Raw genomic sequence first — 25493 nt, forward strand, 5'->3', positions numbered from 1 at the left:
CGGTTTCCAAAGAATTGCCGACCAAAACAAGACAGTTTACTATGACAAACAGGGCCGGATGCAATATGGCCACCAAACTATCAATAACGCCAACTACTACTTCGATAAGGGAACCGGGGCCATGCAAACCGGCTTAGTAGTAGATAATGGTGCGCGGTATTATTACGCGGCCAACGGTAAGCAAGCTTATGGCCAACAAAGCGTGGGTGGCCATTGGTACCTCTTTGATCAGGCTAACGACGGAAAAGCCAAGACCGGCTTTACCCAAATCAAGGACCAAAACAAGACCGTTTACTACAACGGGGCCGGCCAAATGCAATACGGCCAACAAAATATTGGCGGTCACTGGTACAACTTCGATAAGGTAACAGGTAAGATGTCCACTGGCTTTACTTACCTCAAGGACCAAAGCAAGACCGTTTATTACAACGCTCAAGGGCAAATGCAGTACGGTTGGCAAGAACTTAACAAAGCTAAATACTACTTTGACAAGTGGAATGGGGCGATGGCCAAGGGCCTACAAACCATTGCCAACGCTAAGTATCTCTTTGGTAACGACGGCAAGATGCAAACCGGCCAACGAAACATTGGCGATTACTGGTATAATTTCGACCAAGTAACAGGTAAGATGTCGACGGGCTTCACTCACCTCAAAGATCAAGCCAAGACGGTTTACTATAACGCCCAAGGCCAGATGCAATACGGCCAACAAAATGTTGGTGGTCACTGGTACTTATTTGACAAGGTAACTGGGGCGATGAAGACCGGCTTCCAATACATTGCCGACCAACATAAGACCGTTTATTATAACCAGGACGGCCAAATGCTCTACGGTTTCCAAAAAATTGGTGGGGCGACCTATTACTTTGACCCCGCTTTAGGAACCCAGGCTGTGGGTCAAAAGCATATCAAGGGCCACTGGTATTACTTTGATGCCAAAAAAGGGATGGCAACCGGCTTAACTTACCTGCCAGATCAAAAGAAGGTAGTTTACTACAACAATCAAGGTCAAATGCAATACGGCCAACAAGTCCTTAATGGGGTGACCTATTATTTTGATTTAGTTACCGGTGAGCAGTTGAAAGATAATGTGGCCTATAATCGCAAAACAGGTCAAATCAATTACTATGGTAAGGATGGTAAGCAAGCGCACGGCATGATTAACCTGGCTGGTAAGACCTATGACTTTACCAAGGGTTACTTGCAGGGACAGGGGTTAGTGACTGTTAAGGGGCAAACCTTCTTGCTCAACGGAAATAAGGTCGTGACGGGGCAACAACGATTAAATAATCATTGGTATTACTTCAGTCTAACCAGCGGTAAGATGGCGACTGGCCTGACTTATTTACCAGACCAAAAGAAAACTGTTTATTACAACGACCAAGGCCAGATGCTTTACGGGCAACAAAATGTCGGTGGTCACTGGTATTTATTCGATAATGTGACTGGGGCAATGAAGACCGGGTTACAATGGATAGCCAGCCAAAATAAAACTGTTTACTATGCTGCTAATGGCCAAATGCAGTATGGCTGGCAAAATGTAAATGGACACCGTTATTTCTTCAACTTTGGTACCGGGGCACAAGCTAGTGCTGAAATTGTTAATATCAATGGTCATTTCTATGCCTTCGATAGTCGCGGTAACGGTCATGATTTCAATGAGTTAAATGCCTTAGTTAACCGCTTAGGGACTAACATTGCGGTAGCTATTCAGTCGCAAAAGTCGGGTCAAATTTATGCCTACAGCAACTCTGGGAACATGCGCTTCCAAATGGCAAGTACTGTAAAAGTGGGGGTACTAGCAGAACTGTTGCATAATAAGGGCGGTAATTTGACCGCTACGGAAAGACGACTAGCAGAAAGAATGATTAGAAATAGTGATAATGCGGCTACTACGAATTTAATTAATTATCACTTATGGGAAGGTGGCAATCCAGTTGGCCGGCTGTACCGTGATTTACAAATGTGGTCGACCACGCCAAGACCTGCTTGGGGTACAACCTTAACTACTCCGACTGACCAGTTGAAACTTCTTTACCAAATCTACTTAACTAATAATTCATCCTACCTTAACCGGGCGTCACAAGATTATCTTAAGGGTCTGATGCACACGGTCAACTCTAGTCAACGTTGGGGGATTTCGGCTGGTAGTGGGGATTACTACTTAAAGAATGGCTGGATGACCGCTGGTTGGAGTGATAATGGACCATGGGTGGTTAATAGTATTGGTTTTATCCCTAACAATGGTCACGGCTATACAATCGCTATCTACAGTGTCAACAACCCTCTCTACACAGGGATTAATAAGGTAGAACAAGTGGCACGTAAAATTAGTCAAATGCTTAAATAACAGCAAATTATTTTTAATTAGCACCCTTACTTTAGTTGAGTTAGGCGCACTACAAGGGTATAATTTGAAGTGAAGAGGGGGGATTTCTATGTGGAAATTCAAGAAAAGCCTATTAACTATCGGGGCTACCTTGTTGGTAGTTGCTGGTTTAGGTGGATGTGGTAATAGTAACGATAATAAACAAAGTGCCAGTCAATCTACTAGCACCAGCCAGGTAAAGGCAGCTAAAGCAGCTTATGATAAAGCCTTGACTCAATTAGATAATGGCCAAGTTAATAAAGCTTACGAAACTTTGAAACCATACAAGGATAGCAAAGATGAACAAGTTAGCCAATTAGCAAATAATACTAGCGACTTAAAGGTTGTTAAAGATAATTTGGATGCCAATAAGTTGAAAAATGCTAAGACAAAGTTGGCTGATCTGTTAGAAGTTACTAAGCCAACGGAATTTGTTAAGCAAGTTAAGGTAACCAACAAGGAATATAATGTAGTTAACTTAGCTAATACCTACTATGCCGAGATTCAAAAGTACTACCAAGCACAGAAGTATAATGAAGCTCAAGGTAGCTTAGAATCATTAGAAGATTTAGATTCTAACTATAAGGTAGTGGCAGAGTTACAGCAAAAAGCTAAGAGCTACAAGCAAAAGGTAGCGGCTGCGTTAGCTGAAGATGCAAGTAAATCCAGCGCAGCAACAGTTAGCTCCAATTCAACAACTAGCACCTATGTAAATACTAAGAATTCTACATTGGCTAGTTCACAATATAGCTCCCAAACAGGAGCAGATATTTCATCGGCTCCAAGTCAAGCTGTATCCTCAGTGGCTAACCAATTAGCCGATGAAGGCATCATTAGCCAATTCCAGGCTGCTAGTGGTGTGGTCAAGCAGACTGGTGATCAATACTTCACTCAAGACCAAGGTGACAACAATTATCTGATTGAAATCAGAACTACTAGTGCTACTAACCCAGGGGTTTCGGTATTAAAAGGGATGTATCGCTTTAATACTCAAACCAAAGTTGTTCAAAAGATGGACAGCCTAACAGGTAGCTACAAGCAAGTTAATGTAAATTAGGTGGATAAAAAAGCAGGCTCCATGTAAGACTTAGATAGCTTACATGGAGCCTGCTTTTTTAGAGGGGCATAATTAATTGTTTAATTAGGCTGTGGCCATAGCTTGATTGTAAGCTTGGCTAGCTTCTTGTTGATTTAAGTTTAAGTTTTGAATCAAAAAATCAATGACTTGTTCCTTAGTAAAGTTAAGTTTAACTAAGCCTTTGATAGTTTCCATACGTTCTTCTTCCCGTCCTTCCTTGCGGGCGTAGGCACTTTGGCGGGCAGCATATTCTTCGATGGTCATATAGTTTTCCTCCTTCTTGGCGTCATTTTTAACTTCTCTAACAGCCTGCTCTAAAGCGGCACTAAATTTACCGGTGACGGTCCCGTCATTAAAGTAGGTCAGCATTTCTTGGTTAAGGGTGGCCTGCCTACTAGCGTTACCTTTCAAATTTACTATAACATTGGTTTCACCGTTGTCAATTAAAATCTCCGGGTGCCCTACTAATTGGGGGATTAGTTGATAGTGAACTTGATTTAAGTTGTAAACATCGTGGTCGCATAAAAACAAGATGACGGTTTGGCGGCGCTCGCTAAATGATTGACCGGCATACAGGGCCTGGGTTTCGAGTTTACCTTGGTAGATGGTCATCCGCTTTTCAATATCATGGTGGTTTTGGTTTTGCATCTCTAGATCATAGATGGTACCGTGCTCATCTTCGGCGTAAACATCGAAACGGGGACCGTGATAGACAGCATTTTTCTTTTCGTCGGCTTCACGCTTGACGGTAATTAAGGTGCCTGACTTTAAAATTTGGAAACCACATTTTTAGTAGTTATTCTAAGAGTTCCGGGTGGTCATTGAAGCCCCAGCTAAAGACGAGGTGGTCTTTAATCGTTGCTTGTTGCCATTTTAAGGCAGTTTCTTTTCGCAGATTCAAAAGCTATCGCTCCTTCGTAGATGTTATTTTTTACCCCTCTACTTTATAGATACGTAAAAAATGGCAAGTTAATTCTTTAAAAGTTTAAATCTAATCAAAGTCTAATAAAAAGGAGTTGAACTTAAAAAAGTCCAACTCCTAAAGTGAAACGCCTATTTCTTTAGGGCCCCAGTAAATGGATTGAAGTAGTATTTCTTACCAGCAATAGTTTGGTTGCCGTAAAGCATGCGACCATCCTTATCATAGTAGACGGTCTTGCGTTGGTCTTTGATGTCAGTAAAGCCGATAGACATCTTACCATTGGCATCGAAATTATACCAGTACTTGCCAAGGTGTTTTTGGCCCTTAGCCATTTCACCAGTTACGGTGTCAAAATAGTAGGTAGCGCCGTTAAGCTTTTGCCAGCCGTAAAGCATGTGGCCATTCTTGTCATAGTAGACGGTCTTATTTTGATCTTTAAGGTAAGTAAAGCCCGTAGACATCTTACCGTCTGCAAAGTTATACCAGTGACCATTAATGTTCTTTTGACCCTTAGCCATTTCCCCGGTTACGGTGTCAAAGTAGTAGGTAGCGCCGTTAAGCTTTTGCCAACCGTAAAGCATGTGGCCGTTCTTGTCGTAGTAGACCATCTTCTTTTGTTCTGGGATATATTGGAAGCCAACTTTCATTGCACCAGTAATCTTATCGAAGAGGTACCAGTGATTATTAATTAGCTTTTGACCGTATTGCATTTGGCCGGCGCCGTTATAGTAAACGGTCTTGTGTTGTTCCGGAATATATTGGAAGCCAGTCTTCATGTTACCGGTAGTCTTATCAAAGAGATACCAGTGGCCGTGGATGTTAGCTTGACCATAAACTACTTGGCCTTGCTCGTTGTAATACTGAGTTCCCTTAGTAGCTGAGTTGTAGTAGAAAACATCAGCCCGTAACTTACCAGTGCCGTAATCGAAATAGTAGGTCTTACCGTTAATGACTTGAGGCCCGTAAAGCATCTGGCCTTGGTCGTTATAGTAGACGGTCTTATTTTGGTTAGCAATCCGCTTAAATTGGGAAGTTAATTCATGACCATCGATATCATCGAAATAATACCAGTGGCCCTTAACGTTAGCTTGACCGTGGGCCATCTTACCGTTGTTGTCGTAGTAGACGGTGCGGTTACCCAGTTTTTGCCAACCGTACTTCATGGCACCCGTCCATTGGTCAAAGAGGTACCAAGAGCCGTTGATGTTTTGTTCCCCGTATTGCATTTGCCCTTGGTTGTTGTAGTAAACATTCTTAGCTTGGCTAGCGATATACTTAACCCCAGCCTGCATTGCGCCAGTACCTTCGTCAAAGTAGTACCAGTGGCCGTTAATATTTTGTTGGCCGTACTGCATTTGACCGGCATTGTTATAGTAAACGACCTTGTTGCCGTTATTAATGTGTTGGAAGCCAGTTTGCTTTTGGCCGTTTTTATATAGGTACCAGTGGCCGTTTTCATATTTTTCCTGGCTAACCGGTTGATCAAAGCGGTAGAAGGAGTAAGTATTAATTACGCTGATTAACTTACTTGCGTAGGTTGGGTCTGTAGCATAGGTACTATAAACCCCGTAGCGTAAGTTTTGGGCGGCTGCTTGGTAACTGCCAGCCCGCTTGGTTGAATTAGGGTAGTTTCTATTAATCAACTGCGCGTAACGCACGAGTGAATCATAGTAGCTGTTATACTTTTGGAACTTGGCGTTTACCCGGTGATAAGCCCCACCATAGTATTCTAAGGTTGGCATCAAGACATATTCACCGGTACCGTTATACTTAACCCCAAACAAGTTATGGGCATTAGTTGCTAAAGTACTTTGCCCCCAACCACTTTCTAACCCAGCTTGAGCCATCATTAAGGAAGCATAAACCCCATATTCTTGGGAGACTTGCATAGCGGCACTGCCAATTTGGTTAACAAAGTTTTGCACAGTCCAAGATGCGTTTGTCACACTTGGGGTTGCGTTAGAGTTATTAGCCACCCCAGCTACATTGGTTGCATTATGTGCTTTGTCCCCGGTGCTAGCAGAAACGTCATTTTTAATCTCACCATGGTAACTATAGTCAGTCTTAGGTTCAGCCGCTTGGTTAGTAGTGGCTAGCACCTTAGGGGCAGCTACTGACTTAACGGCAGACTTGCTGGCAGTAGCTGTGTTAGCACTACTGAAGCTTTGGCTGGCTTGATTAACAGTCAAATTAGTAGTTGCACTTGAACTAGCACTTGCTGTTGATGTTGCCGTAGTCGCTTGACTTGTAGCCGTAGAAGTTACCGCCTGGCTAGACACAGTGGTAGTGCTGGTAGCATGAGTCTCACTACTTGCAGTCGCACTTGCAGAAGCTACGCTTGCTGAAGTTGTAGCTGCCGTTGCTTGCGAGCTAGCTGAGCTAGTAGTCGCTGCTTGTTGTGGCGCTTTTTCGCTACTAGTCTGAGCTGCAGCACTACTTGAACTTGAGCGCAATGTTTGCACGTTGCTCGTAGTATTAGCATTGGTAGTTGCTACAGTTGCACTTGTTGCTTTTTCAGTTTGCGCATTATTAGCCCCAGTTGTATCCGCATGTGCAGAAAGTCCGACTGTTCCCAAAGTAGTCAGCAAAGTAACCCCAGAAGCCAAGTATAATTGTTTCAATTTCTGTCTTTTATATTTTTTAACGATTTGCTTTTCTCTTGTTTTTTTCATGCTATTCCTTTCTAATCCAAATTCCCTAGTTAAATTTTAGTTGTCCACTTTTCATTAAAGCCCAGCCCAGCCCGCTAGTCAATGCTAACCGCCAAATTGTTGTCTAAATGAAATATAAGGGTGAGATGCGTGGTATAAAAAAGGGGAGACTAAAAAACACCACTGAAAACTAGCAATGGTTAAAATGGCAACTTTCAGTGGTGAGATACGAACTATTTGTATATCAAACTCTCTACATTAGCTATTAAGCTTAGAATTGTAGTGAATTAACAAGCTAGTTAATATCGGTAGGAATGAGTATTCTGAAAATTTTAAAATGAACTTTATCGGCCTTAGCAAGAAGGTGGGGATAAAAGCTAAATTTTCGGGAGCAACTTCTAGGGTTGCTATAAGGAAAGCAAGAATAATCATTATTGCTGTATAAATATTGACTAATTTTAAAATATGAGTACGAGTTTTTCGATTGTTCATGTGAAATCTCCTAAGTGAAAAAATAATCTAGTTTGTGTAATTAAGAAATTGTTCTAAAGACTCATCTAAATGTTCAAAGTATTTTTCTGGATAATAACAACTGATGCTGTCTTTAACACTTCTAGCATCAAGATTAGCTTCAGCAATTTTGTTAATAGATTCGGTTAAGGCTTGAATGTCCCCAAGTGAGTAACTGAAACCATTTATCCCCTCTTGTACAATGTCGTCATATCCCTTAAAACGGCTAGTTATCACGGGAATACCATGTGCTATAGCTTCTAACATCACCATTGAAAGGCCCTCATACTTAGAGGTCATAATTAGAGCGGTAGGTCTAACTTTAATTTTTTTCCATAAATCAGGTGTCCAACCGTGAAAGATAACTCTATCACTAATATTCAATTGTTTTGCAAACTTTTGACACTCTTTAATTTCATCACTTGTACCATAAACATCTAAGTAAACATTAGCCATATCACTAATGCCTGTAAACATTTCCCGCAAATTTTTTTGACCATCCAGTATGACTCTACCAGCGTAAAATAAGTGGACATCTTTATTAGGTGTTTCAACAGGTCTAGGTATAATATCTGCTTCTTCGATTGGATTATAGATTAGACTAATGTTTTCTTTCGGAATACCTAAATCTAACAGTTGTTGCCTAATGACTCTACTAATAGCGAAATGGCTATCCGCATAGGGCAGAGTGTGTTCAGTATCGAACATATCTTGATCTGTGAGCGAATAGTGAAACCATGATATAATCCGGTACTTTTTTTTGAATAGTTTTCTCAGCTTATTGCCGATTAATATCATCTTAGGACTTAGTGATATAAAATCGGTATTGCTGCTAAATAAGAATATTTTAGATATAAATACTAATTTAGCGAGGTTATTATTTCCCTTAAAAGTAAGCACTTTAACTTTAGAATTTAGTCGTTCTAACCACTCACTCTTTTCAGGCTCATTGCTTAATGTTAGAGTAATGTCATACTTATTGATGAGATGATTTAATACTTTAACTAGAACCGTTTCAGTTCCGCCCGTTCCAGAAAGTTCACTGCAAAGGAAGTTTAATTTTTTCATAATTTAAATAAGACACCTACTTATCCTAAATTCGTAGTAAATGATTACAAACTCAATTTTTTCTGAGTCTAGTATAGATTAACCAGCAACAGCAGAGCACAAAAGTGACTAATGAAATTATTTGGGAGTAGACCGCTAACTTTGTATACTTACTACTTATAACAATCTTATTTTTACCCTTGTTCAGTAATAATTTAACAGTTCCTCTAGCTGATTTTAATATAGTTACATCTTTTCCATTTACTTTGGCAGTCACACCCAAGTAATACAAAATAGGGATGTCGGCTACCATTTTTTTGTTATTGTTATTAATTAACGTTGTCGTAAATGTTGTGCTACTTTCCTTATAATTGGCCTTTTTCTTCTTGCCGTTCAATATAAACTCTTTTTGTTCGATGTTGTAGCCCTCTTTTTCAGCAGCTTTAGGGTAATAGTCATTATTAACGTAATCTTTGTAATATTTTGCTATGCTAGTATCTCTGTTCATAGGTAGGATGTTTTCGCTTGGTAACCCCTGTATCAATGCATAATTGGATGCAAAGATGATACTAAATAGTAATATTAGATATTTACCTTGTATTTTTGAAAGAAAGGTAGCGCCTAATAGACAAAGAAATAACGTTGCAATAAGCATGAATCTCCATGGAAATTGGAGGTAGTTAACCGGTGTGTTTTGTAAAAGGTGCCAAGGAAATGCTTTAGTACATAACCATAAACAAACAAGGGTGACTGCCAATAATTGTTTGTTATTTGCACTCAATTTGGAAAAGTTAAAGACTCCATAAATTATAATCAGTATAAGGAGTAGTCCTATATTTGGTGTGAGATAGCTACTACCTATTGAGTGAATAAATAAATCATCTATATTAAGAGCCCAGTCACTTAATACTGCAGTAAATGGTCTTAAGGTAGGAATATAATACTTTTGTTGTAGCATAGGTGCCCAGTACAACATAGTCGTTAATGATGTGGCTATAACCGCTTTAAGTAAATTAATCCAAACTTTGACATCTAAAGAATGTCTGTAATTGATTATTAAAATTAGCAGTAACACTATCGTCATAATTAACGTAGATAGAACGTGACTAAGTAGTATAGCAGACATACTTAAGGAGATAACTATCCAATTTTTATATTCTTTATGTAGTAAAAAATCTAAAAATGAAGTGACAAGGAGTGGAATGAAAATAGTTGCTAAAAGCTCACCGATATCTGTACGATTGAAGAAATTAATTCCTCTATATGTACTAAACGTCCAGAGTAACGAAAAAATTATGCTTTGCTTTGAGTTCCAATTCAAATATTTTTTACATGCGTAATAAGAAACAGCTAAGGTAGCATACGTTACTGTAGCTAAAAAAACAACCATTCCCTTAGCCTCACTGTTAAGTAGTTTACTGAATAGCGAAGCTGGATAAAAAGTTATCCATGGATAAAAGAAGTTTACGCCATAACCAACACCATGATAAGAATCAAAAGCTATAGGATTGGTAAAAACGTGACTAAGAGAATGTAGTCTGTTAATGTGAAATAATTGATCACCATTTAATTTAAAATAGTACGCTAGGGGTTTACTTCCTGTTATAAATGGTAATTCATAAAAAAATCCAACAAGTAGGAAGAATATATTTAATACTAGATTTTTTAAAAACTTATTCATTTTATCGCCTCTTTTTAAATATAAAATTAATCAATATTACGTATTTTATGTTTCTGTAATAAATGCAGTAGCAATGAGATTAAAGTTAGTATGAATATACTTGATAAGTATACTAAATAAACATATAACTTAGGATAAGAATAACTAACTGATACTGTTTTAAGTTTTTTTACATTATGCAATTCAATAAAACCCAAGTTTGACATAGAGTAAGTGGTCTTATCACCATTTAAAGTGACATTATATTTTAAGGTTTTATAATTATATATAGGTAGTGTCACAGTTGAAGCAACATCTATACTTTTTTTAGTTTGAAAAGTAAGTTGATTGTACTTGTAATTTAAACTGGGTGAAATTTTTTTACCATCAATTATTATAAAATGGTGGAAGATTATTTCTTGTAGGTCATCACTTAAGGTTGAACCATTATTGTATACTTCAGAATTTATCTGTGCTGGCGCATAATCAGGAACAATATCTCTAGATATATTTTCGCTATTAATTCCAGATGATTTTAATTTTACCCAGTCATTTATTGATAGGGGTTGATCAGTACTTTTATCTAAAAAGGCTAAATTTTTTTGAGCCGATTGATGAAAATCCCAATATATTCCTATCGATGTACATATTGAAATTACAAACAAAATATGTAGTATTTTTTCACTAGTTTTAGCACTAAAGTTTATCAATAGTAGTATGAAAGGTATAGCGCTTGAAAAAATTAAGAATCGCCACCCAGTATCTTGAATGCTATCCAATAATGGTAAGTTCTGTAGTATACTCCAAGGAGCTAAATTTGTTCCTAAAATCAAAATTAGTATTTCGCCGTATATATAAGGTGTCAGTTTAGAAAGGTTAGATTTTTCTAAATTAGTCAAGACTATAGAAATAAGTATTATTGATACAAGACTTAACGCTCCGCGACTATTCCAACTAGCAGAAGTGAATATATCTGTGAAGTTTATTGCAGTTACGTTACCTTTAGAGTATACCGACTGTATTTTTGAGCTAGATATTGTAAAGTATCTAAAAAGTATTGGCAATGATGTCAATGCCAAAAGAGTTGATGATAATAGAATATTGATTATAGGATAGATACTATGATGGTATATCAATCTAGCTAGAATAAAAATTCCTACTATCAAATATAAAACAAATATGCTCATTAAATGTGAATATATTATGATAGTACATAGTAATGATAGTTTAATAATCAAAATAGGTTCTATTTTTTTTGAATAAATTAATTCTTTGATAGCGAAAACTATAGGAAATAGAAATATTAAAATAATAGCAGTTCCTAGTTGAATCTCGTTATTAAAGTTTCTTAGGCACATTCCAGATAGAGTATAGATAGCTGCTGAGTAAGTGGCATTGATATTGTAGAATCGTTTAGAGATACTGTATCTTGTTACTAAGTACGTCAGTGCTAATATTAGGGATCTAATTACAATGATTTGATGAACCGGATTTAATATATTTGTGATATAGACAAGAGGCCATAAACTAATATCAGGGTACATACCATTAATAGCTTGACCAATATGATGAAATGTTATGAAGTTTACCCAACTCGGAAAGTGATGAGCCTTGAATGCTTCTCTTATTTCGTATACTCTTTCAATATGGAAAAATGAATCTGCCCCAGTAATTAGAAAATTATTTTTGATATCTAGATAGGTAGCTATCACTATTAGAATAGTAATAGTGATGTTTATTTTTAGTTCCCTACGTTTTGCATTCATTTTTGATGATACACCTGCGTTCTAATTAAGTAATTCTAGTTAAGTATACCAAAAAGAAGGCTTAACAGAGCAAATATTTTTTCATTTGCAAAATATATTAAATTTATGTAAAGTCATAATGTAACTCTATATAAAAATTTGAAAGGTTTAGGTACGAAATTTTGTTTCAAAAGATTCGCAATATAATAATAATATACTTACTTTCCGTTGTGGCAGTCTACTCGCTAGTTTTAAAGCAAGCTAACCCAAGCTTTTTACAAAATAATGAATTCTCTGTAAGATTGTTCGCTTATGGAGTATTGAATAACTTTGGAAACGTTGCGGTAGCATTGCTATTGATTTTAATGGGTTACTGTATTAAAGGGAACGCTAAATGGGTAGTGAAAAAGTATTTCTATATTTACATTTTGAATGTATTAACTTTTGTAGGACTTTTTTTATGGTCACGTAGCTTTGTCATTTCAGACTTGTATAATGCATTATTGCCACTTTTACGTAACACTTACCCACTAGCTGTAGGTGCTATATTGGCTATTGCTGTTAAACCTAGCATTGAAAAGTTACTAGCTAGATACTCGTTAACTAGAATTTTAGCATTTTATGGTATTTTTTTTGTTTTGCCTACTTTATTCGATAAAGATATCTTTGGCTTGGGAAATGGCAATAATATTCTAACAGCCTTTTTGTTGACTACACTTGGAGCTATGTTTTCCGCTAAAAAAATCCAAAATTTAGGGATAAAAAAGCTAATAGGGGTTGGGGGGCTTCTTTTAGTTAATTTAATTCTAGCATTAACTATGCCGTATGTATCACTTAAGGTACATGCTGACTTATCGACTGCTTACCGCTTTGATGTACTAACATCAGCCACCGTGGTAGGGGCAGCTGTTGCAGTCTTTTTATTGGTAAAAAAAGTAATAGCTAAAGAAAAACTCCCTGAGTACTCTAGTTTACTAATGCTTGTTTTTGTATCGAACACATTTATTATCTCAAAATTAATTAGTGGAGAGGCGTTATTACGTGTCTGGCTACTTAGAAGTGTGGAGATAGTAACCGTTATCTTTATTTTGGGATTATTAGCGGCTATTGTGGATTCTAAAGAGTATATGTTAGAACGAAAGTGGAAGTTAAGTGAGTTACCACTGGTAGATTGGTTCAAGTCAATAAAGCATGATTTTTTTAGTTATATACTTGAAAGTAAGTATAGGATTATTAATATAGTAATTCTATATATTTTAGCGTACTGTTCAATCATCTTTATGTCTCCTGATTTTTCGGCACCCCACATAGGTGGAAAGGCAACCATGACGATTTTTTCTTACGCGTTCTTTAGACGGCAACAGATGATATGGTTAAATTTGTTATTATTTTATTTAATATACAGATTGCTTCTAGGGGTAACAAATCGTTTTTGGGTTAGTTCTATATTTAGTTATGCTTTAATTGGTGTGGCAATAGTTGCAGATGTTATAAAAATCTACTATCGTTCTGAACCAATTTTACCAACGGAAGTTACGATGACTTCGGCATATGGTGAAATATTAGGGATGGTACCAGAAAGTATTTTTTGGATAGCTCTAGTGGGAATACTTATACTAGTAGGTATTATGATTACCTGTGAAAGAAAAGTACCACAAAAAAAAATAGGAGGTATTCCTAGAATAATAGGGATTGTAGTAGCTATTAGTATTTTTGGAAGTAGTACGAAATTTAATCATACGAATTCTGTTGTGGGTGATTTCTTAGAAAGTTATGGAAATTACCCAACTTTTGAGAATCAAGAACAGGGTGCTCAACAAAATGGCGCGCTACAGCAATTTTTGAACAACATTGATGTAACTATTATGAAACTTGAAAGTAGTTATTCTAAAAAGAAAATGGCTAAGATTGAAGCTAAGTATACAAAAGTGGCTCAAAAAATTAATCGTAAGCGAAATAATAAATGGGCTGATCAAACCATTATTTTCAATTTGAGTGAAAGTTTATCTAACCCTAATCATTTGGACGAAGTAACATTATCGAAAAATCCGCTATCATTTATTGATGAACTAAAAACTAAAACGACTTCAGGAATGATGATTAGTTCGGGATATGGTGGAGGTACAGCCAATATGGAATATATGGCACTTACTGGATTTCCAATGAGTAATTTCTCACCGACAATAGCTACAGCCTATACACAAGTAGTTTCAAGCTCAAGAAAGTCTATAACTGTTAACGATTATTTTGCGAAATCTATTGCTATCCATCCATATAGTGGTGCATTTTATAGTAGAAAATCAGTTTATCAAGAATTTGGTTTTCAAAAATTCATGTATTTAGGCAGTGAAGATAAAATTAAATATCGATCTAAAATTGGTTCAAATCCATATGTATCAGATGAAGCATCATATAATAACGTTTTAGATTTAATTAACGATTATCGTAAAGGACAGTTTATTAATTTGGTAACAATGCAAAATCATTTACCGTACGCAAATTATTATGATAATGCGGATGAGTATCAAGTTGAAGGTAGTATGGATGATAGTGAAAAAAATAATATTAGTAGTTATAGTGCGGGTATTTCTTACACAGATAAGGCGGTGGAGAAATTTATTAAACAAATTAATCAAATTAATAAACCGATAACACTAGTACTTTATGGTGACCATTTGCCAGGAATTTATACTATTGATACCAATAAATTAGAAGCTAGAACTACCGATTACTTCATTTATTCTAATAAATATGCTAGGGCGCATGGTGCACGTAAGTTAAGCAAGGTTAGATATATCTCACCCAATGATTTTATTGCATTAACTGCAAAACAAGTTAATGCTAAAGTTTCTGCGTATTATGCCTTGTTAACCAAAGTACAGGAGGAATTACCAGCAATGAAAGTCTATGCATATAAAAATGGTAAGAATCCAGTCTTTGTAAATAATGATGGTAAGACAGTTAAGTATCGAGATTTATCTAAAAAACAAAAAGAATTATATGACGATTTGAAATTAGTACAGTATGATTTAACAGCAGGTAAACAATATTTATTTAAGACCAATTTTTTTAAATAGTTTAATTATCTGTATATATTCTTAGTTCAATGGAGGATAAGTATGAAAGTTTTATTATGTTTTGAGATATTAGCTATATTGCTATATCTGTTGATTGATAGAACAACGCAGTTAAAGAATAAATCTTGGCAGATAAGAACAGGACTATTGCTAATAATGGCGTTAGTAGTTTTAGTTAGGGTATATAAATTTTGGCTCACCATGGGATTGGATCTTGATGAAGCTATGGGGGGCTACAATGCATGGAGTATTTCGAAATACGGTGTTGATATGATGTTGAAACCACTTCCCGTATATTTTTATGCTTGGGGTTCAGGTATGAATGCATTGTATCTTTATTTGGCCATTCCATTTATAAAGTTATTTGGACTTACCTTATCTGTATATAGATTGCCAATGGTTTTATTTAGTATATTAGCCGCCTTTTATTTTCTCTATGCTCTTTTAAAAACTAATTGGAAAGATAGTAACATCATTATTTTAATGATAATTTTGTTTCTAAGTCCTGCTATGATTACCTCTAGTAGGTGGGCTGTGGAAAGCAATATCTTTCCTTCTTTAGTGGTAGTTTCAACTGCGACTATGATTTTATTTTTATCAAGTGAAGGTTGGAAGAAAAGTTTATTATTTGTTTTATACAATGTTTTTTTAGGTATTAGTGCCTATGCATATTCAAATAACTGGTTATTTTTAGCTTGTGCTACGCCATTAGTGTATGGATGGTTAATTTTTACTAAAAAGGTGAATATTAAGCAAGTGGTTATCGGTGTCACGACTATTTTATTATTAGTTTGGCCTCTAGCTTTATTTATGTATGTAAATTACATTAGTCATAAAGAATTACAAGTTTTGGGCTTAACTATCACTAAAATGGCGATTAGTCGAGGAAGTTCTCAGTTCGCCTTAGGAAATGGTGTAGTTGGAATTTGGAATAATATTGTAGCAGCTACAACAATGATGGTAACCGGCAATGACGGAATGGTCCGGGTTGAATTACCAATTTTTGGGCCGTTCTACCCATTTATGTTGGTGTTTGCAATAGTTGGACTATTTAAGAAAGTAAGTTCAAAATTTAATGATTTAGATACATATATGTTGTTATTATTACTAGCTTCAATTCCGACATTCGTCTTAATTTTACCTAATTTTGTACATTATAATGCAATGTTTGTACCGATCTTGTATTTCGAATATGTAGGTCTTCAAAGTATTCTAGATACTAAATTTATGAAAGTATCGTTCTTAGTAACCATGGCGGTGTTATTATCGTTATTTGCTAAATCATATTTGGTAACCAATGCTGCAGAGTTACATGATGGTGGTATTGAGGTTTCTAGTGATGTAAGGAATGCCATAGATGCTACGCATAAATTCAAAGATAAGAAGGTAGTTTTTGTTACAAGATACGGAAAACAATATTATCCCGTAGTACTTTTTTATGAGCATATAAGTCCAGAAAAGTTTTTTAAGACTAGAGAGAAGTTGAAACCTGCAGATCATCTAGAGTATTCATATTTTGATAAATATTATTTTGAAGGCAATCTAGATAATTTAAAAATTAGTAAAAATAGAGTTTATATTGTACAGAATAATGTAGGTCTAGATTTATCTAAATTTTCAAAGAGTAAAAGTGAGATATATGGAACGTACACCGTATATTATTATTAAATAGATTTAGAAAACGAAAGCGTGAAGTAGTGGGGTCAAATCCGCTATTTCACGCTTTCGGCTTGTAGTATGCTATTTTTTCTCTTTAACAATATAAATTGGTCGACCTTTAACCTCAGTAAATATCTTACCGATGTATTTACCAATGATTCCCAAGAACATTAATTGAATCCCACCAACGAATAGAATTAGGCAAACAGTTGAAGCCCAACCACTGGTAGGATCACCATGGATTAGGTAGCGAATGATGATGAAAATAATTCCTAATCCAGAAATTAACGAAGATATGAAGCCGAAAAATGAAGCCAAGTCTAATGGAAACTGAGAAAAGTTGACAATTCCGTCGATAGAGTAAGTAAATAACTTCCAAAAGTTCCAAGATGTCTCACCTGCAACTCGTTCTTGGTTCTTGTATTCAAGATACTTGGTCTTGAAGCCGACCCAACTGAAAATGCCTTTTGAAAAGCGGTTATATTCCGACATTTCTAAAATGGCATCCACCATTTGCCGGGTCATTAGCCGGTAATCACGGGCACCATCTACAATCTCGGTGTCTGAAATTTTATTGATTAATTTGTAGAAAAGCTTGGCGAAGAAGGAACGAATGGGTGGTTCACCCTTCCGGTTCATCCGGCGGGTACCTACGCAATCGTAACCTTCGTTAATGTACTTAAACATTTCTGGCAACATTTCGGGAGGATCCTGTAGGTCGACGTCCATGACGGTAACGTAATCGCCGGTAGCATTTTTTAGGCCACAATAGAGGGCAGCCTCTTTACCGAAATTACGTGAGAAAGAAGCGTAGTGAACGTGAGCAGGGTCTTGCTCATTTAACTTTTTCATTTCAGCTAAAGAGTTATCTGTGGAACCATCATTGATGAACCAATACTCTAATTCGATTTCAGGCAATTGTGGTTTAACTTTTTCCACCGCTGCGTAAAAGAGAGGAATGGACTCCTCTTCAAAATAGCAGGGGACAATAATTGAAAGTTTCTTTGTCATTGTATACTCCTAGTAATCTGTTAGATTCAAAGTTTATTTTAACATAAATGGCTAGAATAGTTTTGCTTTAAATAAAAAGTAGTACGAGAATATATGATTTTTACCCTCAAAATCATATATATACAAGATTTCAAGAGGGAAGATGGTTTTTGTAAATGTGAATTTTTTATTAAGAAAAGTTTAAGAATAAGAAATTACTCAGAAAGTGTTTTAAAGCTTGATATAATGCAATCAAAAGGAGGAAAACTTCTATGAACAAGGTATTGCAGAAGGTGTTATTAGGTATGACGCTTACTGCAATATTTGGGGGAGGCGCCACTTTAGCAAAAGCTGACGATGTAAATACAAGCTCTGATTCAAGTGGCGTTAATGTACTTGCAAATGACTCAAATTCTACTCAGAGTACACAAGCAAGTAAGACTAGTTTAGCCGACCAGATTAGTTCGACTAGTCAAGCAGCACAAGTTCTAACTAAGTTGCAAGCTGCTACTTCAACTTCAGAAAGTAGTAGCACCAGTTACCTCAATGCTGAGACCAGTTCTACTAATCAGACTACTACTAGAAATGTTGAAGAACCTTCTTCAAATACAGACAGTTCTTCTAGTAGTTCTTCCGTGGCTGAAGTAGCAACTAGTTCGGCAACAGCTAGTGTGGGAAGCGATACTGCTAGCCAAGCTAGTCAAACTGGAAAGGTGTTGGCAGATGGGAGCGCCAATGCTGATACAGTTAAGAAGGCACCGCGTAATAATAATACGCAAGCGGCTAAGCAAGCTGCTAGTACGTTGGCAACAACGATGAAAGGTGTTTCACAAAATAATTTAACTTTCTATAACCTATAACGATGTAGATGAAGCTGTAGTTGGCTTCAATGGTAATAACATTTACAATCGGGGCTACAACTATAGTTATGATAACCTAGATGCAGTTAAGTACAATGGTGACACTCGCAATGACAAGGCGCAAGTAATTAATGACTACGCTAACTTGACTGATAGTGAGTTGAAAGAAGTTAACTTTTTCGCCGCTCAACTACTTAATACCGCTAGACAAAGTGTCTGGGCTGTTAATGGACAGGATTCTAATACTTGGCAGTTAATGATTACCAAGGACTCATTGGGCTTAGCCGTTAAGGTTGCTCAAGGCTACACTAGGGATCGACACAGCATCTCAACTGGTACCCATGATACGGCTGTTTTGAAGCAAGCATATTCTTCTTACGGCCTACATGGTTATTCAGAAGATTATGGATCAACTCTTTTGAATTATGCAGCTACGATGACTACTAATCGTAAAACAACGATGTATGATTTAAAGAGGGCGGTCTTCCAAACACTTACTTTAATGCTATACGATGATATGCCAGCTACTAGTGGTGGTTCTAATGCGGGTGCTGATGGTAATGGCCATGCGTACTCATTAGCTTATGGCTGGGATTAATATAGCTTTGGAGCTAATTATTTTGGGTTAGCTTTTGACCAAATGGGCCAGGTATACATTGTTAACTTCAGACCAAGTATGATTTGGAGTGATACTCATTTCGACACCAATCAACTTGTATATACAAAAACTTTAGGTAATACAAGTGCATTAACAAAGAATGTTCCAACTGCTTACAGTAACTACTTGAAGGCTAGCGTCTTCAACAATGATTCTTCAATTTCATACGTTAAGGAAAAAGTGGTTGGGAATGCAGCATACTACTTTGTTACTCGGAATGGGCAACTTAACATCTATGACAGTAGTTTAAAGAAATTAACTGGTAAAGTTACGATTGACGGTGTTGTTTATAACTTAAGTAATGAAGTTTTGAATAATAAGGTTAGCCAACCTGTTAAGACCGTTAATACGGTAACTAAGAAAAACGGTCAATACAATGAAGGTGGCAAGTGGTACCTTTACAAGAATGGTGTTAAGCAGACTGGGTTGCAATACATTGCGGACCAACATAAGACTGTATACTACAACAAGCAAGGTCAAATGCAATACGGTCAACAAAATATCAATGGTAAGTGGTATTTATTTGATAAATGGACTGGTGCCATGAAGACCGGCTTGCAATACATTGCAAACCAGCATAAGACTGTATACTACAACAAACAAGGTCAGATGCAGTACGGTCAACAAAACATCAACGGTAAGTGGTACTTATTTGATGGCTGGACAGGAGCCATGAAGACCGGCTTGCAATACATTGCAAACCAACATAAGACAGTGTACTATGCAAGCAACGGTCAGATGCAATATGGCCAACAAAACATCAATGGCAAGTGGTACTTGTTTGATGGCTGGACAGGAGCTATGAAGACCGGCTTGCAATACATTGCAGATCAGCATAAGACAGTGTACTATGCAAGCAACGGTCAGATGCAATATGGACAACAAAATATCAACGGTAAGTGGTATTTGTTTGATAGTTGGACAGGGGCCATGAAGACAGGTTTCCAATATATTGCAGACCAACATAAGACGGTTTATTATAATGGTAACGGTCAGATGTTATATGGTTGGCAAAATATCAATGGTAGAAAGTACTTCTTTGATGTATATACAGGAGCTTTGAGATAAGCTAAATAAAGAGATGGTTCAAACGAGCCATCTCTTTTCGTTTATTCTAAAATGTCAATTACGGTTGCTTCCATCTCTGCTGGTTCAACCACTAAAGAGTGAAGTTCCTTAGCGGTAAATAAGTCGGCAACAGTTTTAGGGAGTGGAACTTTGATTAAGGCTTGGAGCTGGTTAACGGCGTCTAAGCCAGAATCAATTTCATTAGCACCAAGTGAACGCAGAACTGCTTGGGGGAACTTATATGGGCTAGCGGTAGCCACAACCACCATTGGAGTGGAGTCGCCGCTAGCTTTTTTATATTGTTCAGCAACTGCGGAGGCAACGGCGGTGTGAGGGTCGAGGGTGTAACCACTAGCTTGGTAGACCCGGGCAATCTCGGCCTCAGTACTTGCTTCGTCTGCGAAACCAGCAGCGAAGTCAGCCAATTTGGCTTTCGTGTTTTCATTCAAACTATATTTGCCAGTCTGGTTTAAGTCCGCCATTAGTTGGGCTGTCTTTGCTGCATCCTCACCACTAATGTAAAAGAGGAGCCGCTCAAGGTTACTTGAGACTAGGATGTCCATAGAGGGTGAGGTGGTTACGTAAAATGGCCGGTTCTTATCGTAAGTACCTTCGTTGAAGAAGTCAGTTAGGACGTTGTTTTTGTTGGAAGCACAAATTAACTTCTTAATTGGTAGCCCTAGTTGCTTAGCGTAGTAACCAGCTAAAATATCGCCAAAATTCCCGGTAGGAACACTGAAGTTAACGGGCGCACCTAGAGTCACTTTACCAGCTTTAACCAGCTGTAGGTAAGCGTGGAAGTAGTAGACAACTTGCGGGAAGAGGCGGCCGATATTAATAGAATTAGCAGATGAGAACTGGTAGCCCTTGGTTGCTAACTGTTTGGCGAGGTCACGGTTGTTGAAAATTTCCTTAACGTTAGTTTGGGCTTGATCGAAATTGCCCTTAATCCCAATTACGTGAGTGTTGGCTCCTTTTTGGGTTAGCATCTGCTTTTCTTGGATTGGGCTGACCCCGTCCTTAGGGTAGAAGACACAGATTTCAGTGTTAGGAACGTCTGCGAAACCTTCCATTGCTGCTTTACCAGTGTCACCTGAAGTTGCCGTTAGAATCACAATTTTATTAGTAAGTTGATTCTTTTTAGCGGCCGTAGTCATGAGGTAAGGTAATAACTGCAAGGCGATGTCTTTAAAAGCAATTGTAGGGCCATGGAACAATTCTAGATAAGCATTGTCCGCTTGGTAGTTAACCGGAGCGACTAAGGGGTCGGTAAAATTAGGTCCGTAAGCGGAGTTGATGCAGTCCGTGAGTTCTGCTTGTGAGTAATCAGAAAAGAAGGGTTTAAGGATGCGGTAAGCTAACTCTTGGTATGAAAAAGCTAAAGCGTCTTCAAAATTAAAGTCGATTTGGGGCATAGTGACGGGAACGTATAGACCGCCATCTGGACTGAGCCCTTGAAGGACGGCTTGGGAAGCGGTGATGGCTTTAGCATAAGGGTCGCGGGTACTACGGTAGAGAGTCATTTATGAGAAACCTCCTTAGAAACTGTATTTTTTATTAGAATATCATATTTAGCTAGCTTTTAACAGGTTTAAGCTAGGTTAATAGGTTTTGTGCAAGAGATTAATTTAGGTTTCTATAATAATTATTATCCCTAAAATGAGAAAAATATGATAAGATTAATTTAACAAAATTAGTTATACGAGGAGGAATCAAGATGGAAGTCATTAATATCGGGATGTTAGGACTGGGAACAGTCGGAAGTGGTGTTGTTAGAATGCTAACCGATCATGCAGAAAAGATTTCTTTGATTACCGGGCGAAAATTGGTGGTAAAGACAGTAGTGGTTCATGATTTAACTAAGAAGCGGTCGGTTGATATGACCGGTATTAATGTTACGGACGATGTTACTGCCATCTTGAATGACCCAGAAATTGGCTTGGTAGTGGAAGTAATGGGGACGGTTGACACTGCTTGTGATTATATCAAGCGCGCTTTAAAAGCTGGAAAACACGTGGTTACTGCCAATAAAGATTTGATTGCCACTCACGGTCCAGAGTTGACGAGTTTAGCTTTAGAACAAGGTTGCGACCTTTATTATGAAGCCAGTGTGGCTGGGGGAATTCCAATTTTACGGACCATTGTCAACTCCTTTGCCGCCGACAAGATTGTAGAGGTAAAGGGGATTGTCAACGGGACGACCAACTACATTATGACCCAGATGAACCAGGCCGGTATTTCCTATGAGCAGGCTTTGAAACAAGCTCAAGAACTAGGTTTTGCGGAGGCCGACCCTACTAACGACGTTGAGGGGATTGACGCAGCTTACAAGATGATTATCTTAACTCAGTTTGCCTTTGGAAAGGATATTACCCTTGATGACGTTAAGTTAGAAGGAATTAGCAACGTTAAGGCCGAAGATATTGCGGAGGCTAAACGGTTAGGTTATAAGTTAAAGCTCCTAGGAATTTCCAAGTTGGTTAATAAGCATTTAGATGTGTCAGTTGGGCCAGTATTAGTCCCAAGGAATCAACCGCTAGCGGCGGTCCAAAATGAAAATAACGCCGTCTTCGTAACCGGGGCAGCTGTGGGTGAAACTATGTTTTATGGCCCCGGGGCAGGGGAATTACCAACGGCTAACAGTGTATTGAGTGATATTATTACGGTGGCCAAAAATATTGTTATGGGAACAACTGGGGTCAGATTCAACGATTATTCTGCCAACGTAAAATTAGCTGTCCCAAGTGAGGTAGTCTATCCTTACTACATTTCTCTTAAAGTCTTAGATCAACCTGGGCAAATGTTGAAGTTGACTGAGATTATGACTAAGGCACAAGCAAGTTTTAACCTCATTACCCAGACTCAACTAGATGAAGATTACGCGCGGGTAACGATGGTTACCCATAAGATGAGCGAAGCGCAGCTAAATGAAATTAAAGCGGCCTTGGCCCAACTAGATACGATTGAAGTGATTGCGGCTTATAAAGTGTTAGGTGGGTAAGAAGATGACAGTAATTAAAGTACCAGCAACTAGTGCTAACTTGGGACCGGGCTTTGATTCACTGGGAATTGCCCTGTCTATGTATTTAACCTTAACAGTCGGTTCTAAGTGCGATGAGTGGGTGGTTGAGCATGACCTGGGTGCAGACATTCCCACTGACGAAGAAAATATGATTATCAAAACGGCCTTGGGCTTAGCACCTAATTTAGAGCCCCACAAGGTTCGGGTTGAATCTAAAATTCCCTTGGCACGGGGACTTGGTAGTAGCTCGACTGCAATTGTAGCCGGGCTGGCCTTGGCTAATCATTTAGGTAAGTTAGGAATTGGCAAGGACGAGCTAGTTCAAAAGGCAACCGAACTTGAGGGGCACCCCGACAATGTTGCTCCTGCAATCTTGGGCGACTTTGTAGCCGCTACTTATGTTAACGGACACGTCACTAGCGTAAAGGGCAACTTTCCCAAGTTGAGTTTTCTAGCCTACATCCCAGATTATGAATTAGCTACTAGCCAAAGTCGGGAGGCCCTACCTGAGCAGTTAGCCTTTAAAGACGCAGTGATTGCAGGAAGTGTCGGTAACGCATTGGTTGCCTCAATTTTAACCGGGAACCTAGCAGAGATTGGCCCCTTGATGGAAGCTGACCGCTACCATGAACAAGCCAGATTGAAATTAGTTCCGCACCTGGAGATTCTACGAAAACTTGGTCACGAAGTGGGTGCACTGGCAACCTATCTCAGTGGGGCAGGCCCAACGGTGATGGTGGTTATTGATCAAAGCAAGGTAGCAGACTTTATCAAGGAAGCCCAGGCTCTAGGTTTGACTGGAAGGTTTGAACAGCTAGAGGTAGAGCGCCAGGGATTAGTGGTAAGTGAATAATAAGAGGACTGCATAAGCCAACTACTTGGCTTATTGCGGTCCTCTTATTTTGGTAAAAATATTTTTAAGGAGGTTTTCTTAAGGTATCGATAGAGCTTGATATACCAAGGGGCTAGTGGTGAACCCAAGACCGCCTCGATTTGTTTTCGACAAGTTGGAATATCTGCAGAGGTAATCTTGGCTAAGTCAAATTTTACACCTTGGTAGAGTTGGGTGTTAGCAAGGAATTTCTCTAGGTAATGCCCGGCTAATTTTTCAAGCGCCGCTTGGGATTCCCGGAACTCTGCTAAAGTTGGGCGGGCTCTTAGGCCAGCTAAGACCCTAGGAGTATCTTCCTTAAGATCTTTGCTTAGCCAGGTAATCAGAGGAACATCCGCTAAATTTTCATAGACAACGTCATCATCCCCGTAGTAAGCAAGCACCCTGTGGCCTTGGGCGACACTTTCAATGATTGAGTAACCCAGGGTTTCGTAGTGGGAAGTAGAAATTGCGGTGAAATTTTGTGGCAGCTTACGTTGGGAAATTGTAACGTTATTTTTGAGCTGGTGATTTTTAATGTATTTTTTATACTTACCTAAATCAGGCCCGGTACCTGATAAGTAGAGCTTAACCTGTTTTTGACCTTCGTTATTAACTAACTGATTCAATAGGCGTAAAGTATAGCTAATATCTTTTTGGCTATCATCAAAACGGGAATGGACCAGGAGGTTAGAGTTAGTGACTTGTTCCTTAAAATTCCAGTTAAGGTGGGCTAAGCTAACAGTTTGAACGTAAATCCGGTTATAACCATACTGGGAGCTTAATTTTTCCTTGATTGATTCGGTTGCCACTCGTAGGCAAGAAAAATACTCGAGCCCAGTTAACTTACGGTTAAGCAAGGCTAGGGGAGTATGAATTTCACCAATAATAATGGCTTGCGGGTAAGCTTTACGCAAAATCTTAGCCAAAGGGAAGAAGTCTTCCCTGGTAACAAAGATATAGTCGTAACTTTGCTTAGGTTCTAGGCTATATAACTCCAAGAAAAAGCGAAAGTCTACCTTGGAGGTGTAAGGGTACTTATTCTTAAGCGACAGAACGTCACGTTTGCTAAACTTCGTGTAGTTATAGTATGTAAGTTGATATTCAGAGTGGCCAAACTCGTGCATGAGATTAAGGTTGCTACGAGTAGTTCCACCAATTCCAAAAATATTGTAGCCGATAATCGCGATATTAGGCATGCCGTTCCCTCCTTGTCATAATTATAGTTGTACGCAGTGAAAAAAACCACCATGGCTATAATACCTTCTAAGTATACAGATGAAATATACAAAATCATCTAGATACTT

At 38.1% G+C, this 25493-nt stretch carries 17 protein-coding genes; 9 read left to right on the plus strand and 8 right to left on the minus strand.

All coding sequences use genetic code 11. The features are described 5' to 3' along the window. Both FC14_RS06260 and FC14_RS06265 read left to right on the plus strand, forming a co-directional pair. Positions 1-2350 (plus strand): serine hydrolase (locus tag FC14_RS06260; RefSeq protein WP_191979954.1); only part of this gene is annotated, 2350 nt, incomplete at its 5' end. Between the two features lie 88 nt (positions 2351-2438). Further along, positions 2439-3425, plus strand: a complete 987-nt coding sequence (locus FC14_RS06265) for a coiled-coil domain-containing 22 family protein (RefSeq protein WP_056976931.1) — start codon at positions 2439-2441, stop codon at positions 3423-3425. A gap of 84 nt (positions 3426-3509) precedes the next feature. Here the strand turns inward: FC14_RS06265 and FC14_RS06270 are convergent, their stop codons facing one another. The 5 genes from FC14_RS06270 to FC14_RS06290 all read right to left on the minus strand — a co-directional run bounded on the left by FC14_RS06270 (position 3510) and on the right by FC14_RS06290 (position 12002). Beyond that, positions 3510-4220 carry a PD-(D/E)XK nuclease family transposase gene (locus tag FC14_RS06270; protein ID WP_156655763.1) on the minus strand — a complete coding sequence of 237 codons (711 nt, stop codon included), beginning with the start codon at positions 4218-4220 and terminating at the stop codon, positions 3510-3512. A 279-nt stretch (positions 4221-4499) separates the two neighbouring features. Continuing rightward, positions 4500-7040: a glucosaminidase domain-containing protein gene (locus FC14_RS06275; RefSeq protein WP_056976933.1), complete on the minus strand. Its 2541-nt coding sequence runs from the start codon at positions 7038-7040 to the stop codon at positions 4500-4502. 498 nt (positions 7041-7538) lie between these two features. Then, positions 7539-8597: a glycosyltransferase gene (locus FC14_RS06280; RefSeq protein ID WP_082618707.1), complete on the minus strand. Its 1059-nt coding sequence runs from the start codon at positions 8595-8597 to the stop codon at positions 7539-7541. Positions 8598-8649: 52 nt separating this feature from the next. Then, positions 8650-10257, minus strand: coding sequence for a 6-pyruvoyl-tetrahydropterin synthase-related protein (locus FC14_RS06285; protein WP_056976935.1), 1608 nt, complete (start codon positions 10255-10257; stop codon positions 8650-8652). A gap of 26 nt (positions 10258-10283) precedes the next feature. After that, a complete protein-coding gene (locus tag FC14_RS06290; RefSeq protein ID WP_056976936.1) occupies positions 10284-12002 on the minus strand; it encodes a hypothetical protein in 1719 nt (572 codons plus the stop codon). A 161-nt stretch (positions 12003-12163) separates the two neighbouring features. Between FC14_RS06290 and FC14_RS06295 the strand changes: the two genes are divergently transcribed. Both FC14_RS06295 and FC14_RS06300 read left to right on the plus strand, forming a co-directional pair. After that, positions 12164-15058, plus strand: a complete 2895-nt coding sequence (locus tag FC14_RS06295; protein WP_056976937.1) for an LTA synthase family protein — start codon at positions 12164-12166, stop codon at positions 15056-15058. A 42-nt stretch (positions 15059-15100) separates the two neighbouring features. After that, complete coding sequence (locus FC14_RS06300) at positions 15101-16726, plus strand: hypothetical protein (protein ID WP_056976938.1); 1626 nt, start codon at positions 15101-15103, stop codon at positions 16724-16726. Between the two features lie 72 nt (positions 16727-16798). Here FC14_RS06300 and FC14_RS06305 read toward each other — a convergent pair whose 3' ends face one another. After that, positions 16799-17728: a glycosyltransferase family 2 protein gene (locus FC14_RS06305; RefSeq protein ID WP_056976939.1), complete on the minus strand. Its 930-nt coding sequence runs from the start codon at positions 17726-17728 to the stop codon at positions 16799-16801. Between the two features lie 251 nt (positions 17729-17979). On the opposite strand from FC14_RS06305, the gene FC14_RS06310 reads away from it, so the two are divergent. The 3 genes from FC14_RS06310 (at position 17980) to FC14_RS11085 (ending at position 20293) form a co-directional block, all read left to right on the plus strand. Next, on the plus strand, positions 17980-18567 hold the full coding sequence (locus tag FC14_RS06310) for a hypothetical protein (RefSeq protein ID WP_056976940.1): 588 nt from the start codon (positions 17980-17982) through the stop codon (positions 18565-18567). Positions 18568-18607: 40 nt separating this feature from the next. Continuing rightward, positions 18608-19165 (plus strand): SEC10/PgrA surface exclusion domain-containing protein, encoded by a 558-nt coding sequence (locus FC14_RS06315; protein ID WP_268872179.1) that lies wholly within the window; start codon positions 18608-18610, stop codon positions 19163-19165. Positions 19166-19456: 291 nt separating this feature from the next. Further along, a complete protein-coding gene (locus FC14_RS11085) occupies positions 19457-20293 on the plus strand; it encodes an N-acetylmuramoyl-L-alanine amidase family protein (protein ID WP_478211999.1) in 837 nt (278 codons plus the stop codon). Positions 20294-20334: 41 nt separating this feature from the next. On the opposite strand, the gene thrC is transcribed toward FC14_RS11085, so the two are convergent. Continuing rightward, complete coding sequence (thrC, locus tag FC14_RS06325; RefSeq protein WP_056976943.1) at positions 20335-21816, minus strand: threonine synthase; 1482 nt, start codon at positions 21814-21816, stop codon at positions 20335-20337. A 194-nt stretch (positions 21817-22010) separates the two neighbouring features. On the opposite strand from thrC, the gene FC14_RS06330 reads away from it, so the two are divergent. Next, positions 22011-23294: a homoserine dehydrogenase gene (locus FC14_RS06330; RefSeq protein ID WP_056976944.1), complete on the plus strand. Its 1284-nt coding sequence runs from the start codon at positions 22011-22013 to the stop codon at positions 23292-23294. Between the two features lie 4 nt (positions 23295-23298). Beyond that, positions 23299-24168 carry a homoserine kinase gene (thrB, locus tag FC14_RS06335; RefSeq protein ID WP_056976945.1) on the plus strand — a complete coding sequence of 290 codons (870 nt, stop codon included), beginning with the start codon at positions 23299-23301 and terminating at the stop codon, positions 24166-24168. Positions 24169-24212: 44 nt separating this feature from the next. Here the strand turns inward: thrB and FC14_RS06340 are convergent, their stop codons facing one another. Next, positions 24213-25385 (minus strand): glycosyltransferase family protein, encoded by a 1173-nt coding sequence (locus FC14_RS06340; protein WP_056976946.1) that lies wholly within the window; start codon positions 25383-25385, stop codon positions 24213-24215. Between the last annotated feature and the right edge of the window lie 108 nt (positions 25386-25493).

Origin of the sequence: Ligilactobacillus agilis DSM 20509 (genome assembly GCF_001436215.1) — a bacterium.
GTDB classification, from domain to species: domain Bacteria; phylum Bacillota; class Bacilli; order Lactobacillales; family Lactobacillaceae; genus Ligilactobacillus; species Ligilactobacillus agilis.